12 protein-coding genes are annotated in these 16,339 nt (G+C 71.5%); 5 read left to right on the top strand and 7 right to left on the bottom strand.

All coding sequences use genetic code 11. The annotated features are described in order from the left end of the window. Window positions 1-2 precede the first annotated feature (2 nt). Window positions 3-1,340, bottom strand: a complete 1,338-nt coding sequence (gene hemL / locus V6U86_RS29515) for a glutamate-1-semialdehyde 2,1-aminomutase (protein WP_334508991.1) — start codon at window positions 1,338-1,340, stop codon at window positions 3-5. Window positions 1,341-1,541: 201 nt separating this feature from the next. Here hemL and V6U86_RS29510 point away from each other — a divergent pair, with 201 nt between their 5' ends. Next, on the top strand, window positions 1,542-1,877 hold the full coding sequence (locus V6U86_RS29510) for an STAS domain-containing protein (RefSeq protein WP_007454492.1): 336 nt from the start codon (window positions 1,542-1,544) through the stop codon (window positions 1,875-1,877). A 12-nt stretch (window positions 1,878-1,889) separates the two neighbouring features. Here V6U86_RS29510 and V6U86_RS29505 read toward each other — a convergent pair whose 3' ends face one another. Together V6U86_RS29505 and V6U86_RS29500 are read right to left on the bottom strand one after the other, a co-directional pair. After that, entirely contained in the window at window positions 1,890-2,444 is a 555-nt protein-coding gene (locus V6U86_RS29505) for a response regulator (RefSeq protein WP_334508986.1), read from the bottom strand. Then, the gene (locus V6U86_RS29500; RefSeq protein WP_334508984.1) at window positions 2,441-6,808 is read right to left on the bottom strand and encodes a HAMP domain-containing protein; all 4,368 of its coding nucleotides are present in this window, start codon (window positions 6,806-6,808) and stop codon (window positions 2,441-2,443) included. Before V6U86_RS29500 ends, V6U86_RS29505 begins: the two co-directional genes overlap by 4 nt. Window positions 6,809-7,101: 293 nt before the next feature. On the opposite strand from V6U86_RS29500, the gene V6U86_RS29495 reads away from it, so the two are divergent. Both V6U86_RS29495 and V6U86_RS29490 read left to right on the top strand, forming a co-directional pair. Continuing rightward, complete coding sequence (locus V6U86_RS29495; RefSeq protein ID WP_334508982.1) at window positions 7,102-9,174, top strand: SpoIIE family protein phosphatase; 2,073 nt, start codon at window positions 7,102-7,104, stop codon at window positions 9,172-9,174. A gap of 48 nt (window positions 9,175-9,222) precedes the next feature. Then, window positions 9,223-9,630 (top strand): hypothetical protein, encoded by a 408-nt coding sequence (locus V6U86_RS29490; protein ID WP_334508980.1) that lies wholly within the window; start codon window positions 9,223-9,225, stop codon window positions 9,628-9,630. Window positions 9,631-9,676: 46 nt separating this feature from the next. On the opposite strand, the gene V6U86_RS29485 is transcribed toward V6U86_RS29490, so the two are convergent. Then, on the bottom strand, window positions 9,677-11,035 hold the full coding sequence (locus V6U86_RS29485) for an FAD-binding oxidoreductase (protein ID WP_334508978.1): 1,359 nt from the start codon (window positions 11,033-11,035) through the stop codon (window positions 9,677-9,679). A 96-nt stretch (window positions 11,036-11,131) separates the two neighbouring features. On the opposite strand from V6U86_RS29485, the gene V6U86_RS29480 reads away from it, so the two are divergent. Together V6U86_RS29480 and V6U86_RS29475 are read left to right on the top strand one after the other, a co-directional pair. Next, window positions 11,132-13,228, top strand: coding sequence for a S9 family peptidase (locus tag V6U86_RS29480; protein WP_334508977.1), 2,097 nt, complete (start codon window positions 11,132-11,134; stop codon window positions 13,226-13,228). After that, entirely contained in the window at window positions 13,225-13,371 is a 147-nt protein-coding gene (locus V6U86_RS29475; protein ID WP_334508975.1) for a hypothetical protein, read from the top strand. The genes V6U86_RS29480 and V6U86_RS29475 overlap by 4 nt, the downstream gene beginning before the upstream one ends. A 57-nt stretch (window positions 13,372-13,428) precedes the next feature. On the opposite strand, the gene V6U86_RS29470 is transcribed toward V6U86_RS29475, so the two are convergent. The 3 genes from V6U86_RS29470 to V6U86_RS29460 are packed head-to-tail and all read right to left on the bottom strand — an operon-like array spanning window position 13,429 to window position 16,186. Further along, on the bottom strand, window positions 13,429-14,955 hold the full coding sequence (locus V6U86_RS29470) for an FtsX-like permease family protein (RefSeq protein ID WP_334508973.1): 1,527 nt from the start codon (window positions 14,953-14,955) through the stop codon (window positions 13,429-13,431). Further along, window positions 14,952-15,653 (bottom strand): ABC transporter ATP-binding protein, encoded by a 702-nt coding sequence (locus tag V6U86_RS29465; protein WP_334508971.1) that lies wholly within the window; start codon window positions 15,651-15,653, stop codon window positions 14,952-14,954. The genes V6U86_RS29470 and V6U86_RS29465 overlap by 4 nt, the downstream gene beginning before the upstream one ends. After that, window positions 15,650-16,186 (bottom strand): PadR family transcriptional regulator, encoded by a 537-nt coding sequence (locus V6U86_RS29460; protein WP_334508968.1) that lies wholly within the window; start codon window positions 16,184-16,186, stop codon window positions 15,650-15,652. The genes V6U86_RS29465 and V6U86_RS29460 overlap by 4 nt, the downstream gene beginning before the upstream one ends. Window positions 16,187-16,339: the final 153 nt, after the last annotated feature.

The raw sequence follows: 16,339 nt of genomic DNA, 5'->3' as shown, positions 1-16,339 counted from the left end.
GTCTACCCCCCGTGACCAGCCGCTGCCGCCGCGTTCGCCGCCGTCGGCAGCGCGTCGGCAATGTGCTCCAGAGCGACGTCGTCGATCGCCGCCGACACGAACCACGACTCGAACGCGCTCGGCGGCAGGTAGACGCCGGCGGCGAGCATCGCGTGGAAGAACGCCTTGAACGCCGGCACCTGCTGGGTGCGCGCGCTGTCGTAGTCGACCACGTCGGCGTCGGTGAAGAAGATCGAGAACATGCTGCCCGCGTACGACAGTCGGTGCGGGACCCCGGCGGCCGCCAGCGCCTCGGAGGCCAGCTTGCCCACGACGGTGGCCGTCTCGTCGAGGCGCTTATACAGCGCGTCGTCGGCGAGCCGCAGGGTCGCCAGACCGGCGGCGCAGGCGAGCGGGTTACCGGAGAGAGTGCCGGCCTGGTAGACCGGGCCGGCCGGCGCGAGTCGCGCCATGATGTCCGCCCGCCCGCCGAACGCCGCGGCGGGCAGGCCACCACCCATGACCTTGCCGTACGTCCACAGGTCGGCATCGGAGGCGTCGAGGCCGTGCCACCCGGCGCGGGAGACCCGGAACCCGGTCATCACCTCGTCCACCACGAGCAGGGCGCCGTGTGCGTGCGCGATCCGGGCGAGCTGCTGGTTGAAGCCGTCGCGGGGGGCCACCACGCCCATGTTGCCGGCGGCGGCCTCGGTGATCACCGCCGCGATGTGCGGGCCTTCGGCGGCGAAGGCCTCCTCGACGGCCCGGATGTCGTTGTACGGAAGAACGATCGTCTCGCTGGCCGCCGCGCCGGTCACGCCGGGCGAGTCGGGCAGGCCCAGGGTGGCCACGCCGGACCCGGCGGAGGCGAGCAGCGCGTCGACGTGCCCGTGATAGCAGCCGGCGAACTTGACGATCTTCGAGCGGCCGGTGAAGCCCCGCGCCAGCCGGATCGCCGACATGGTCGCCTCGGTGCCGGAGTTGACCAGGCGGACCTGCTCGACCGGGGTCCGGGCGACGATCTCGGCAGCCAACTCCACCTCACCGGGGGTGGGCGTGCCGAAGCTGGTGCCTCGCGCGGCGGCGGTCTGGACGGCGTCCACCACCTCCGGGTGGGCGTGCCCGAGGATCAGCGGACCCCACGAGCAGACCAGGTCGACGTAGCGGCGACCATCGGCGTCGTACAGCCACGGGCCCTCGCCACGGACCATGAAACGCGGGGTGCCGCCAACCGCCTGGAAGGCGCGCACAGGGGAGTTGACCCCGCCCGGCACAATGGCGCGGGCGCGGTCGAACAGGGCCTCGGAGGCCGGCGCATCGGCTGGGTAGCGGCCTGATCCGGCGGGAAAGATGTCGGTCACGATGCCGCCATTGTGACAGCGCCGGACGGTCAACAAGCAGCCACCCCGCGGTGGGGTTACCCGGCTCACCCATGACCTGCGCCCGTCGGCAGCGCCGACCCGGTGGGCCTCGCGGCCTGGACAGCCGCGGCCCACGGGCCGGACAGGCCTGGCTCGCGGCCTCGACAGGCCAGGTCGATCAAATCGCGCTAGGCTGATCGGGTGGATCGTGCCGAACTGTCCATCACGCTACACCGGACGGGCGACGAAGCAGTGTTGCGCCTGGCCGGTGAGATCGACATGCTCACTGCGGCGCAGCTCTCCACCGTCGTCAACGAGGTGCTGGCCGACCCACCCCCACGGATCGTGCTCGACCTCGGCGGCGTCACCTTCTGCGACTCGCAGGGTCTGGGCACCCTGGTCGTGCTCAGCCGCAAGGCCAGCCACGCGCAGAGCCTGCTGATGCTGACCCACGTTGGCGACTTCCTGATCCGGGTGCTGGACATCACGGGCCTCCGCAGCGCCCTGATGATCCGCAACGACCAGCCCACCGGCTGAGCCGCCCGCCGCTCAGGCGGTGTTGCCCCAGCGGGCCTGTTCGAGCAGCCGCACCGCCCGGTCGCGGACCTCCGGGTCGTCCGAGCGGAGCAGGGATGTCGCCTCGTCGACCGCGTCGGTTAGCCGCCGCCACTGCGTGTCGCGCTCCCGGACCAGGTCCGACTGGGTGGCCAGCTGCCGGGTCTTCACCCACAACTCGACGAAGACCGACACCTTGGCCCGCAGCACCCACGGGTCGAACGGCTTGGTGAGGTAGTCCACCGCGCCCACCTGGTACCCCCGGAGGGCGAGCTGGGCGTCCCGGTCGGCGGCGGTGAGAAAGATGATCGGCACGTGCCGGGTCCGCTCGCGGCGCTTGATGTGGCTCGCCGTCTCGAAGCCGTCCATGTCCGGCATCTGCGCGTCCAACAGGATCACCGCGAAGTCGTCCACCAGCAGCTGCTTGAGCGCAGCCTCTCCGCTCTCCACCGCCACCGACTGGACCGGCAGGCCCTGGAGGATCGCCTCCAGGGCCGTCAGATTCTGCCGCCGGTCGTCCACGAGCAGCGCTTTGGCCATCTGGGTCACGAAGTCTCCTCGGTCCGGCTGCCATTGATCCAGGACGACATCAACTCGATCAGGTCATCCAGGTCGACCGGCTTGGTGATGTAGTCGCTGCCCCCGGCAGCGAGCGCCGACTCACGGTCGCCCGGCATCGCCTTCGCGGTCAGGAAGACCACCGGAAGGTCCGCGAACCGGTGGTTGCGGCGAATCTGGCGGGTGGTCTCGTAGCCGTCCTGGTCGGGCATCATGGCGTCCATCAGCACGATGTCCACCTCCGGATGCTCGGCCAGCAGGCGGACACCGTCCGCCCCGTTGTCCGAGTACAGCACGGTCATCCCGTGTAGCTCCAACGCGCTGGTCAAGGCGAAGACATTGCGTACGTCGTCGTCCACGATCAGCACGGTGGCGCCGTCCAGTTGACGGGTGGCCGGTGCGTCCGGCCGGTCCGGCAGCAGTTCCAGCGGCGGCATCAGCAGCGACGATGGCAGGCCGGCGCGCTGCGGAGACGGATTCTGCGGCGCGACCACGGCGTCCGGGGCCAGCACCTGCGGCACGAACAGGGTGAACGTCGAGCCCTGACCGGGCGCGGACGAGACGGTGATGGTGCCGCCGATCAGTCGGGCCAGATCGCGGCTGATCGACAGGCCCAGGCCGGTGCCGCCGTACCGCCGGCTGGTCGTGCCGTCGGCCTGCTGGAACGCCTCGAAGATGATCGACAGCTTGTCGTCGGAGATGCCGATCCCGGTGTCGATCACGGTGAAGGCGATCACCTGCTGGGCGTTCGTCAACGCCGGAACGTCGAAGACCGCGTCCTCCGCGGCCGGGGCGATCCGCAGCGTCACCGCACCGTTGTCGGTGAACTTCACCGCGTTGGAGAGCAGGTTTCGCAGGATCTGCTGCAACCGTTGCGCGTCGGTGACCAACGCCGGTGGCAGATCCTTGCTCACCCGTACCTGGAAGTCCAGGTTCTTCTCCTCGGCCTGCGGCGCGAACGCCTGCTCGACGTAGCCGCGCAGCTCGGTGAAGCGGATCTCGGTCGGCTCGACGTCCATCCGACCCGCCTCGATCTTGGACAGGTCGAGGATGTCGTCGATCAGACGCAGCAGGTCGGAGCCGGACCCGTGGATGGTCCGAGCGAACTCGATCTGCTTCGGGCTGAGGTTCTGCTCCGAGTTCTCGGCCAGCAGACGGGCCAGCAGCAGCAGCGAGTTCAGCGGGGTCCGCAGCTCGTGGCTCATGTTGGCCAGGAACTCCGACTTGTAGGCCGACGCCCGGGTCAGTTGCTGCGCCTTCTCCTCCAGGCCCAGCCGCGCCAGCTCGATCTCCCGGTTCTTCGTCTCGATGTTGCCCTTCTGCTCGGACAGCAGAGTGGCCTTCTCTTCCAGCTCGGCGTTGGTGCGCTGCAACTCCGCCGACTGCTCCTGCATCTCGTGCGCCAGCCGCTGCGACTGGGCCAGCAGCTCCTCCGTACGCCGGTTGGCCTGGATGGTGTTGACCGCGATGCCGATGGTGAGCACCAACCGCTCCAGGAACGCGAGATGCAGGTCGGAGAACGCCGACACGCTGGCGAACTCGATCACCCCGAGCAGCTCGCCCTCGAACAGCACGGGGAGCACCACCAGGTCGGACGGAGGTGTCTCGGCCAGCCCGGACCGCAGGGTGAGCCGGCTGTTCGGGGAGGCGCTGACCCGGATCGTGCGGCGGGACAACGCGGTCTGCCCGACCAGCCCCTCACCCGGCCCGAAGGTGACGTCGGTGCCCCGCGCCACATACCCGTACGAGGAGGTCAGCCGCAGTCGCATGCTGCCGTCGGTGTCGTCGGCCAGGAAGAAGGCGCCGAGCTGGGCGTCGACCAGCGGGGTCACCTCCGTCATGATCATGCGGCAGACCTCGCCGAGGTCGCGCTGGCCCTGCAACAGGCCACCGATCCGGGCCAGGTTGGAGTCCAGCCAGCCCTGCTCGGCGTTCTTCTTCGTCGTCTCCCGGAGGGTGACGATCATCTGGTTGATGTTGTCCTTCAGCTCGGCGACCTCGCCCTGCGCCTTGACCGCGATCCGCTGGGTCAGGTCGCCCCGGGTCACCGAGGTGGACACCTGGGCGATGGCCCGCAGCTGCGTGGTCAACGTCGAGGCGAGCTGGTTGACGTTCTCGGTGAGGTCCCGCCAGGTGCCGGAGACCCCCTTCACCTGGGCCTGACCGCCGAGCTTGCCCTCGATGCCGACCTCACGGGCGACCCGGGTCACCTCGTCGGCGAACGACGACAACTGGTCGACCATCGTGTTGACGGTCGACTTCAGCTCCAGGATCTCGCCCTGGGCATCCACGGTGATCTTCTGCGACAGGTCGCCCTTCGCCACTGCGGTGGTCACCGAGGCGATGTTGCGGACCTGGCTGGTCAGGTTCGACGCCATCGAGTTCACGTTGTCGGTCAGGTCCCGCCACGTGCCCGAGACACCCTTCACCTGCGCCTGACCACCGAGCTTGCCCTCGGTGCCCACCTCACGGGCAACCCGGGTCACCTCGTCGGCGAACGACGACAACTGGTCCACCATCGTGTTGACGGTCGACTTCAACTCCAGGATCTCGCCCCGCGCGTCCACCGTGATCTTCTGCGACAGGTCGCCCTTCGCCACGGCGGTGGAGACCTGCGCGATGTTGCGCACCTGGGCGGTCAGGTTGGAGGCCATCGAGTTCACGTTGTCGGTCAGGTCCCGCCAGGTGCCGGCGACGCCGCGCACCTGCGCCTGGCCACCGAGCTTGCCCTCGGTGCCCACCTCACGGGCAACCCGGGTCACCTCGTCGGCGAACGACGACAACTGGTCCACCATCGTGTTGACGGTCGACTTCAGCTCCAGGATCTCGCCCCGCGCGTCCACCGTGATCTTCTGCGACAGGTCACCCTTCGCCACCGCCGTCGTCACCGAGGCGATGTTGCGGACCTGACTGGTCAGGTTCGACGCCATCGAGTTCACGTTGTCGGTCAGGTCCCGCCACGTGCCGCTGACGCCCTTGACCTGCGCCTGACCGCCCAGGTTGCCCTCGGTGCCCACCTCACGGGCCACCCGGGTCACCTCGTCGGCGAACGACGACAACTGGTCGACCATCGTGTTGACGGTGTTCTTCAGCTCCAGGATCTCGCCCTGGGCGTCCACCGTGATCTTCTGCGACAGGTCGCCCTTCGCCACGGCCGTGGAGACCTGGGAGATGTTGCGGACCTGGCTCGTCAGGTTGCCGGCGAGCTGGTTGACGTTCTCGGTGAGGTCCCGCCAGGTGCCGGAGACGCCACGCACCTGCGCCTGGCCACCGAGCTTGCCCTCGATGCCCACCTCACGGGCCACCCGGGTCACCTCGTCGGCGAACGACGACAACTGGTCCACCATCGTGTTGACGGTGTCCTTCAACTCCAGGATCTCGCCCTGCGCGGCCACCGTGATCTTCTGCGACAGGTCACCGCGCGCCACCGCCGTCGACACCTGCGCGATGTTGCGGACCTGGGCGGTCAGGTTCGACGCCATCGAGTTGACGCTGTCGGTCAGGTCCTTCCAGGTGCCCGCCACGTTCGGCACCTCGGCCTGACCGCCCAGCTTGCCCTCGGTGCCCACCTCACGGGCCACCCGGGTCACCTGCTCGGCGAAGAGCCGCAGCGTGTCGGTGAGGTAGTTCATCGTGGCAGCCAGCTCGGCGACCTCACCACGCGCGCCAACCGTGATCTTCTGCGACAGGTCGCCCTTGGCCACCGCCGTCGCCACCTGCGAGATCGACCGCACCTGGCCCGTCAGGTTCGACGCCATGGTGTTCACCGAGTCGGTGAGGTCCTTCCAGGTGCCGGCAACGCCCCGCACGTCGGCCTGGCCGCCCAACTTGCCCTCGGTGCCCACCTCACGGGCCACCCGGGTCACCTCGTCGGCGAACGACGACAACTGGTCCACCATCGTGTTCACGGTGCGCCCGATGCGCAGGTACTCACCGCGCAGCGGCCGACCGTCGATCTCCAACGCCATGTGCTGGGACAGGTCACCGTCGGCGACCGCCACGATCACCCGGGCGATCTCGGTGGTCGGTCGACCCAGGTCGTCGATCAGCGAGTTGATGGCCCGCTGCCCCTCCGCCCAGGAGCCGTCCAGCCCCTCGTCGTCGAGCCGCTCGGTGAGCCGGCCGTCGCGGCCGACGATCCGACTGATCCGCCGCAGGTCCAGGTACTGCCGTTCCTGGAGCGAGACCACCTCGTTGAAGGCGTCCGCCACCTCACCGGCCGCGCCAGCGCGGCGGGGAAGCCGGACCTTCAGGTCGCCGCGACCGATCCGTCGCAGTGCCTCGGTCAACTCGCCGAGGAGCGCCTCGTGGTCGGGCGCGGACGGATCCGCGAACGACTGCTTCGCCGTGGTCATCATTCCTCGCTCAACTTGGGGGCGCCGGTCCGTGCGGACACGCCGGCACCCCATATTGTGCCCGCGCGCGCCGTGGTGCCAGGGTGTGCGACCCGCCAGATGACATCGATCGCCCCACCGACCCGCCCGATCGGCGTCGGGCCGGCACGGCACGCCGCAAACCTCGCCCCGCTCCCGCACCGGTCGTTTGGACGCGTCAGCCTGTGACCCGCCACAGGTGGCGCTGACCGACGCGACAGCCCCGATTGATGATCGGCTTGGCACCTGGCAGGGCAACGGTGGAGGATACGGGGGTGTCAGCCGAGGCGGGGCCCGCGACGGCCGGGGCCCGGGACGGGGCCGTCCGGCGTGTCCGGCTGCCCGCCGACCGCCGCACGCCGGCCGCCGCACGCGCCGTGGTCCGCTCGGTGTTGACCGAGTCACACCTGGACGAGTTGGCCAACGAGGCACTGCTGCTCACCACCGAGCTGACCACCAACGCCGTCGAGCACGCCGGCACCGAACTGGACGTAGAGGTCGTCGCCGACGAGAGCGGGCTGACCGTCACCGTCTCCGACTTCGCCCCCGGCTCGGGCGACGAGCTGACCGTCGGCGACCGCAACGACTCCACCGAGATCAACGAGGTCTCCGTGCGCGGCCGGGGCCTGCTGCTGGTCGACCACTTCGCCAGCCGGTGGGGCACCACGTACCTGCCGACGGGGAAGGGCGTCTGGTTCCGGCTGGACCGCTCCGGCGTCGACCCGCCCGCCGCGGGCAGCGTCGGCGAGTCGACACCGGCCAGCGCCGGCCCACAATCGAGCACCGACCGCTCCGCGCCGAGCGCCAGCGCGATGAGCGAACTCATGCAGACCGCCCCCGACCTGTACGCCGACGACCCGCTGCCCGACTTCGCCGCCAGCCTGCTCAGCCGGGTCGCCGAGATGGTGGGCGCGGCCGGCGGCACGATCCGGCTGGACCGGGGCGACGGGCAGGGCAGCCAGGTGCTGGCCCGCTTCGGCCGGCCGCCCCGCTCCGGCAGCGAACTGCTCCGGGTGCCGCTGACGGTGCACCGCCCGTACGCCGGGGAGTTGGAGCTGGACGCCGCGCCGTCGGCGTACGCCCAACCGTTGGCGGTGCTCACCGCCGAGCGACTGTCGCTGCACCTGGAGAACGACCGGCTGCGCCGGGCCGACGTCCGCCGGCAGGTGTGGCTGACGTTCCTGGCCGAGGCGAGCGAGCTGCTGGCCCAGTCGTTGGACGTCGACCTGACCATGGCGCTGGTGCCGCAGCTGGTGGTGCCGCGACTCGGTCAGTGGTGCGCGGTGCACACCACCGACGAGTGGGGCCGGCTCCGGCTGGCGGCGGCCAGCCACGCCGACGAGTCGATGCTTCCGCAGTTGCACAAGGTGCTGGCCGAGACCGGGCCGGATTCGATCCAGGCCCGCCTGCGCGAGGCGTCCCGCAGTGCGGCGCAGATCCCGCTGGGCGGGCCGATGGAGGGTTTCGCGGTCCCGCTGATCGCCCGCGGCCAGCGACTCGGGACGTTGGCGGTGGGACGGCACCAGCGGCACCGGCATGACCCGGACGAGGTGGCCGTGTTGGAGGACGTGGCCCGGCGGGCCGCGCTGGCCATCGAGAATGCCCGGATCCACGCCGAGCGCCGTCGCGTGGCGCAGACGCTCCAGCAGTCGCTGCTGCCGCCGGTGCTGCCGGTGGTGGACGGGATCGGGTTCGCCGCCGAGTACGTCCCGACCGGCGACGACGCCGAGGTGGGGGGCGACTTCTACGACGTGGTGCCACTGCCCGACGGGCGCTGGCTGGTGGTGATCGGTGACGTCTCGGGCAAGGGTGTCCAGGCCGCCGCGGTGACCGGGCTGGTCCGGGACGTGATCAGGGTGCTGGTCGGCGACGGCAAACCGTTGCCGGAGGCGCTGGCGCGGCTCAACGAGACGCTCGTCGAGCGCGGTGGCGGCCGTTACTGCACGCTGGCGCTGGCGGCGGTGGGGCCGGGCGAGGGCGACCAGTTGGCAGTGTCGCTGCACCTCGCCGGGCACGACCGGCCGGTGCTGCTGGCCGGGGCGGGCGGCGCCGAGTTCGTCGGCACCGGCGGCACCGCGCTCGGCCTGCTCGACACGATCACGTCGCCGACGGCGGAGATCGCGCTCGCGCCGGGTGATTCGCTGATCTTCTACACCGACGGCGTCACCGAGCGGCGGCACGGCCGGGAGCTGTTCGGCACCGACCGGCTGCGGGACGCGGCCGCGCCGCTGGCCGGTTATTCGGCCGACGTGGTGGCTGCCCGGCTGCGCGCCGCGGCGATCAACTTCTCGGTCGAGCCACCCCGGGACGACATCGCCGTCCTGGTGCTCCGCAACGACGCGACCTGACCGCCGCCCGGCACCCCGATCTCGGGTCCGGTCGGTAGATTGACGGCCATGTCGAGTGACGCGCAGGTCACGTCGTACCCCCGGCCGATCGTCCGTGCCCTGATCGTCGCGCAGCTCGCGACCATCGGCGGGTTCCTCGCCGTGCTGCTGATCTACGTCGGTCGGATGACGACCGCCGGCGTCGGCCCGGCCGAGATGCTGACCGGCGCGTACGACCCGAAGGACATCGCCCTCCTCGGGGTGCTGCACCCCGTGGTGGCCGTGCTCTACCTGGCGGGTGCGGTGCTCGGGCTGCCATTGGCGATCGTCGCGGTGGCGGTGGCCGCCCGGGAGCGCGAGGCCCTGCCCCGGGCGACCCGTTCCCTGCTGCTGGCCGGCGCGGTAGGCGGCGTGCTGGTGCTGGTGGCCCGTCTCACCCCGCCGCTGCTGGACATGCACCGCTGGTGGATGGACTGACCCGGGCGGGCCGCGCAGGCCGCCCGGTTTCAGAGGCGGCCCGGTTTCAGAGGCCGCCGGGGAGCCGACCGGGCGCCAGCCGGTGCTCCGGATCCAGGTGCCGCTTCGCGGCTCGCAACTGGGCCAGGCCGGCCAGCTCGCCCCAGAGGTCGACCGCCTGGCGGACCGCCGCCGGAGCGGAGACCACCACGCAGCGGCCCTGCCGGGCCAGCAGCACCCCTCGGACGGCGGCCAGGATGGACGCCACCCGGTCGGGTGCCAGCGCTCCGGGCAGCGCCGCGTGCACCACGCCCAGCCCGGCGGACCCGCGCACCGGGACCGGCGAGCCGGCCGCGTCGCGTAACGCGTAGACGGCAGCGTGCAGGTCACCGATCGGCACTTCCAGGCGCAGCGCCGTGTCACCGGGCGCGAACGGATAGCGGCGCCACCACGTCGGCGCGGAGTGGGCGATCGTCGCCTCCCCGTGCAGCACGCCGACCAGCCGCTCGGCCCGCTCGGTGACGTCGGCGGGGCCGCCCTCCAGCAGCACCACCAGACTGCCGGCCCGGGACGGGGCACCGGCCCGGCCCGACATCGACGGATGGCGCTCCCGGGCGGTGGCCGCCGGGTGACCGGGCGGGTACGGCGTACGCGGGCGGGGGGTGCCTCCGGGCAGGTCCAGCTCGATGGCCGACGGCTCCAGGCGTGCGGCGAGGATCGTCCGGACCAGGTCGTGCACCTCCAACGGCGTCCACACCGGGCGGGACACCCAGAGCCTGCTGGCCGGCACGGGCTGCACCCGCAGGCTCGCCGCGACGAGCACGCCGAGCGCGCCCTGGGAGCCACAGAGCAGGCGTGCCAGGTCGAGCCCGGGTGCACCACCGCCGACACTGATCAGCTCGCCGTCGGCGGCGAGGTAGCGCACACCGAGCAGTTGGTCGCAGGGGCTGCCGTGGCGGTGGCGGAGCGGGCCGGCCTCTCCGGCGGAGAGCACGCCACCCACTGTCGCGCCGGGTGACGGCGCATCCATCGCGAGCCGCTGCCCGGTGCGCTCCAGGGTGGCCTGCACCGCCCGAAGTGGAGTGCCGGCCCCCACGTCCGTCACCAGCGAGTCGGCCGGCTCGTGACCGATGCCGGCCAACCGGCCGGTGTCGAGCAGGATGTCGACCTGGACGGGAGTGGCACCCCAGTCGATCTTCGTGCCCGCACCTCGGGGCACCACCGTCAGGTCGTGCCTGGCGGCCAGCCGCAGCACCTCGGCGGCGGCGTGCGGGCCGCCGGGGACGGCCACCCACCGCGCCGGTCGCCCCGCCACCTCGTCGGCGGGCCCGGCCAGCCGGGAGAAGGGTGGGCCGCAGATCGCCGCCAACCGCCGGGTGATCTCAAGGGCTCCGGACCGGCCGAGGGAACTCGCTGCTGCCGCCATGCCGGCTATCGTACATGTGTTCGAAAGCAGTGGTGGCGAGTATCGGGATGCCGCTGGTCCGGCGCACTGCGGCTGCCGGCCGGTAACGTGGCCGCCGTGACCACCGAGACTGCCCCGCCCGCGGCGAAGCGGGTGCCCAGCGAGCGCACCCACCACGGCGACACCGTCGTCGACGACTACGCCTGGCTCGCCGCCAAGGACGACCCGGAGACGATCGCCTACCTGACCGCCGAGAACGAGTACACCGACGCGCGTACGGCACACCTGGCCGACCTGCGCGCCAACCTGTTCGAGGAGACGCGCCGACGCACCCAGGAGACCGACCTGTCCGTGCCGACCCGCAAGGGCGGGCACTGGTACTACACCCGGACGGTCGAGGGACAACAGTACGGAGTGCACTGCCGGCGGGCGGTCCGCGACGGTGAGACCGACCCACCGGTCAGCGCGGACGGCGCCCCACTCGACGGCGAAGAGGTGCTGCTCGACGGCAACCTGCTGGCCGAGGGGCACGACTTCTTCTCGCTCGGCGCGTTCGACGTCAGCCCGGACGGTCGCTGGCTGGCCTACTCCACCGACTTCTCCGGCGACGAGCGGTTCACCCTGCGGGTCAAGGACCTGACCACCGGCGAGCTGCTCCCCGACGAGGTGCCGGACACGTTCTACGGCTCCGCCTGGTCGACCGACGCCTCGGTGCTGTTCTACGTGACGGTGGACGACGCCTGGCGGCCGAACCGGGTCTGGCGGCACACCATCGGCTCCCCCGCAGCCGACGACGTGGTGGTCCACCAGGAGGACGACGAGCGGTTCTGGGTGGGCGTGGAGCTCACCCGGTCGGAGAAGTTCATCCTCATCGACGTGCACAGCAAGGTCACCAGCGAGGTGCTGGTGATCCCCGCCGGCAACCCGACCGGTGCGCCGGCCGTGATCGCTGCGCGCCGACAGGGCGTCGAATACACGGTGGAGCACCACGGCCACCGGTTCCTGATCCTGCACAACGACGGCGCGGAGGACTTCGCGCTGGCGTTCACCTCGGCGGACGTGCCGGGCGACTGGGTGCCGCTCATCGAGCACACCCCCGGCACCCGGCTGGAGGCCGTCGACGCCTTCGCCAACCACCTGGTGGTGTCGTTGCGCACCGACGGGCTCACCGGCCTGCGGGTGCTGCCGGTGGGCAGTGACGACGGGTACGACATCGACTTCCCCGAGCCGCTGTACAGCGTCGGGTTGGACGTCAACCCGGAGTACCGCACCGGTCAGGTCCGGCTGCGCTACTCCTCCCTGATCACCCCCGACTCGGTGTACGACTACGACCTGGTCACCCGGCAGATGGTGCTGCTCAAGCAGAAGCCGGTGCTGCCCGGGCCGGACGGGCGACCGTACGACCCGGCCGAGTACGAGCAGCACCGCGACTGGGCGCTCGCCGACGACGGCACCCGGGTGCCGATCTCGCTGGTCTGCCGGGTCGGCACCCCTCGGGACGGCTCGGCGCCCTGCGAGCTGTACGGCTACGGCTCGTACGAGGCCAGCATGGACCCGTGGTTCTCGGTGGCCCGACTGTCCCTGTTGGACCGGGGCGTGGTCTTCGCGGTGGCGCACATCCGGGGTGGCGGCGAGCTGGGCCGACGGTGGTACGACCAGGGCAAGCTGCTGGCCAAGAAGAACACGTTCACCGACTTCGTGGCGTGCGCCCGGCACCTCGTCAAGGCCGGCTGGACGGCCAACGACCGGCTGGTCGCCCGGGGCGCCTCGGCCGGTGGCCTGCTGATGGGCGCGGTGGCCAACCTCGCTCCGGACGCGTTCACCGGGATCGTGGCGCAGGTGCCGTTCGTGGACGCGCTCACCTCGATCCTCGACCCGTCGCTGCCGCTGACCGTCACCGAGTGGGAGGAGTGGGGCAACCCCCTCGACGACCCCGAGGTGTACGCGTACATGAAGTCCTACACGCCGTACGAGAACGTGGCCGCCGTGGACTATCCCGCGATCCTCGCGGTGACCAGCCTCAACGACACCCGGGTGCTCTACTCGGAGCCGGCGAAGTGGATCGCCCGGCTGCGGGCGGTGGCCCCTGACGGCGACTACCTGCTGAAGACCGAGATGGGCGCCGGGCACGGCGGCCCGAGCGGTCGCTACGACTCCTGGCGCGAGGAGGCGTTCATCAACGCCTGGATCCTGGACCGCATCGGTCGCGCGTGAACCGCCGACCGAGCCTGGCGGCGGTGGCGCGGGATCGCCGGGTCTGGGTGATCCTCGCGCTGGTCGGCGGCCTCCTGGTCTGCTGCTGTTCGGCTGTGGTCGGCGCGCTGATCGCGCTCTCCTCCGGCCTGCTCACCGCCTGAACCCATCGGGCGTTCATGCCGCACGAGGTCGACCTGGGCCGGGGGTTGCCCCTCGGCTCAGGTCGTCCGCAGCTCGTTTAGAGCGGTGCTGGCACGCAGGAAGAGCAGACCGACGCCGATCGTCAGCAGCATCGCGACCAACGCGCCAGCGCCGAGCCAGGCCAGGTGCTCCAGCGGTACGGGAACAGCTCGCTGCACGTCGGGGCTGTACACGATCCGGGTGTACTGGTCGCGGGTGGCCGGGTCGTTGCAGAGCGCCGCTGTGGCCTCGCAGACACCTATCGACGAGACCCCCGTCGACACCGTCTCTCCGCCGAGCCCTCGGCCGAGCACCGTGCCCACGCTGAGCGCGAGCAGGATCGCCGGCACGGCCGGTGCCAACGCCTGCCAGGCCACCGAACGGCTCAGCGTGCCGCGGGGCACCCCGGTGGCGACCAACGCGGCGTAGGCACGCCGACGGGCGACGATCCCCTCGACCAGCGCGACGATCAGCCCGCCCGCCGCGATCAGGATGGCCACTGCCACCGCGGCGTCGACCAGATCCATCGTGGACAGGTAGAAGGGGTTCCCGCCGCCAGCGTCCACACCGATGAGTCGGCTCTGCTCCCGTTCGATCTGGTCCTTGGTGGCGAAGTAGGCACGCTGTGCGGCTGCGCCCCCGCCGAAGATCAGGGCGGCGAGCAGCGCGGCGAAGGTGCGGCTGCCCGCCCACGGATCGGCCATCAGCCGGCCCGCCGCGAGCAGGGCGGCCGGACGGCGGGCATGCCGGCGCAGCAACCGCCCGCAGGTGTACGAGATCCAGCCGGCGCCGATCACCACCCCGATCATCGCCGCCAACGCGCTCACCGTGAACAGCACCGGCACCAGCCAGCCCAGCCCTCCGTTGCTGTCGAACCGAAACGCCACCGAGCGGACCATCGCGAACGACACCACGCCGAACCCGATCAGGAGCCCGGCCCACGGGCCGGGACCACGTTCACGGGCCGCCTTCCGGGTCACCCCGAGCGGGCTCGTGGTGACCGTACGCAGCATCAGGGCGGTGGCCAGCGCCGCAACGACCGGCAGACCGAGCACGACGCCGACCAGCGCGCCGGTCGACGGCAGCACGTCGGTGGGCAGGGCCAGTTGACCTCGCGCGTCCGGTCGGTGCAGCAGGTCGCGGCCAACCAGGTAGACACCCAGGCCGGCCAGCGTGCCGAGCAGTGCGGCCACCCCGGTCTCCAGCACCACCAGCCGGGTGACCTGCCCGGGAGTCGCACCGGCCAACCGGAGCGCGGCCAACCGACGGTCCCGGGCCGGCGCACCGAGCCGGGCGCACTGACCCGCCAACGCCAGCACCGGGACCATCAGCATCAGCAACGCGAACGCGGTACCGCCGCGCAGGCCGGGCTCCCGCAGCAACGCGTTGCGGTACTGCTCGGACTGCTCCCAGGCGTCACCGGCGGGCTTCTCGATGGCCAACACGGTGAGCGCCGCGAGCCCGGCCAGGGTCGCCAGCAGGGCGCTGAGCGCGGTGAGCACCACCCTGGCGGTGTCGGTGCGGGTGCCGGCGAGCGCGAGCCGGACCAGCGTCGTCGGTCTCACCGAGCACCGCCGGCCAGCGGCACGTCGACCCCCAGGCCGGTGTGGTCCACCAGGCCGTCGCGCAGCACGATCTCCCGATCGGCGTACGCGGCGATCCGCGGCTCGTGGGTGACCAGCACGACGGCGGTGCGCTGCTCACGGGCGAGCCGGACCAGTTGGACGAGGACCTGCTCGCCCGTGAGCGTGTCCAGTGCGCCGGTCGGCTCGTCGGCGAAGAGCACCCGAGGCTCGGTCACCAGCGCCCGCGCGGTGGCGCAGCGTTGCTGCTGCCCACCGGACATCTCACCCGGCCGGACGTCGGCCACCTCGGCCACCCCGAACCGTTCCAGCCAGGTGAGCGCCGCCGTCCGTGCCTCTCGCCGCCCCGTGCCGGCGAGGAGCAGGGGCAGGGCGACGTTCTCGGCGGCGGTCAGCTCCGCCACCAGTTGCCCGAACTGGAACAGCACCCCGAACTCGGTGCGCCGCAGCCGGGACCGGGCCGCCTCCGACCAGGTGTCGATGCGGTGCCCGCGCCAGGTGACCTCGCCGGCGTCCGGCCGGATGATCCCGGCCAGGCAGTGCAGCAGGGTCGACTTGCCGCAGCCACTCGGCCCGGTGACGGCGACGATCTCGCCCTCGGCCACGTCGAGCGTCACGCCGCGCAGCGCGGGCGTCGGGCCGTACGCCCGAACCACGCCGCGAGCCTGGAGTTGCGTCACGGATGCACCTCCCGGTGCCAGTCGGCGACCCGGCCCAGGGTGGCGTGCAGCCACCGCAGATCCGCGTCGAGGTGGGCGATCGCGAAATCGGCCGCGACCACATCGCTGAGGGTGGCGTCCGGGTCGGTCTTGACCGTGGTCAGCTCCCGCAGTCGTGCGGTGTGCGCGGCCCGCTGGGCGACCAGGTAGGACCGGGTCCGATCGACATCGGAGACCAGCAACGCCACCACGACCTTGGCGAAGAGTGCGCTCGCCACGTACGGCATGGGCGGCTCCACCGCGGACAGCCACTGGTCCAGCGCGTCCCGCCCCTGGTCGGTCAGCGCGTACGCCGTGCGATCCGGCCCGGCCACGCGGTCCTGCCCGGCGGCTGCCACCAGCCCGTCGCGTTCGAGGCGACCCAGAGTGGCGTAGACCTGCCCGAAGGCCAACGGCCGAGCGCGCGGCAGCCGCTCGTCGTGCGCACGCTTCAGCTCATACCCGTGCCGGCTGCCCCCAGCAAGCAACCCGAGCAGAACATGCGGCGTGGACACCCCACCCACTATTCACCCAGCGAATACCCAAGTCAACAACCCCCCAACCCACCCCCACCCCCGCCCGACCCCGTCGATCATGAAGTTATTGCGCCGACACGCCGAGTCGGATGGCAATAACTTCATGATCGACGGGAGAAAGGGTGGGGACCC

Origin of the sequence: Micromonospora sp. CPCC 205558, from assembly GCF_036902955.1 — a bacterium.
Lineage (GTDB): Bacteria > Actinomycetota > Actinomycetes > Mycobacteriales > Micromonosporaceae > Micromonospora.
Note: the sequence above shows the minus strand (reverse complement) of the source record. Positions and strands in the feature narration are given on the sequence as shown.

Excerpts from the sequence above, each read along its gene's own strand:
- V6U86_RS29500 (WP_334508984.1), bottom strand. The coding sequence starts at position 6,808 with ATGACCACGGCGAAGCAGTCGTTCGCGGATCCGTCCGCGCCCGACCAC.
- V6U86_RS29490 (WP_334508980.1), top strand. The coding sequence starts at position 9,223 with ATGTCGAGTGACGCGCAGGTCACGTCGTACCCCCGGCCGATCGTCCGT.
- V6U86_RS29485 (WP_334508978.1), bottom strand. The coding sequence starts at position 11,035 with ATGGCGGCAGCAGCGAGTTCCCTCGGCCGGTCCGGAGCCCTTGAGATC.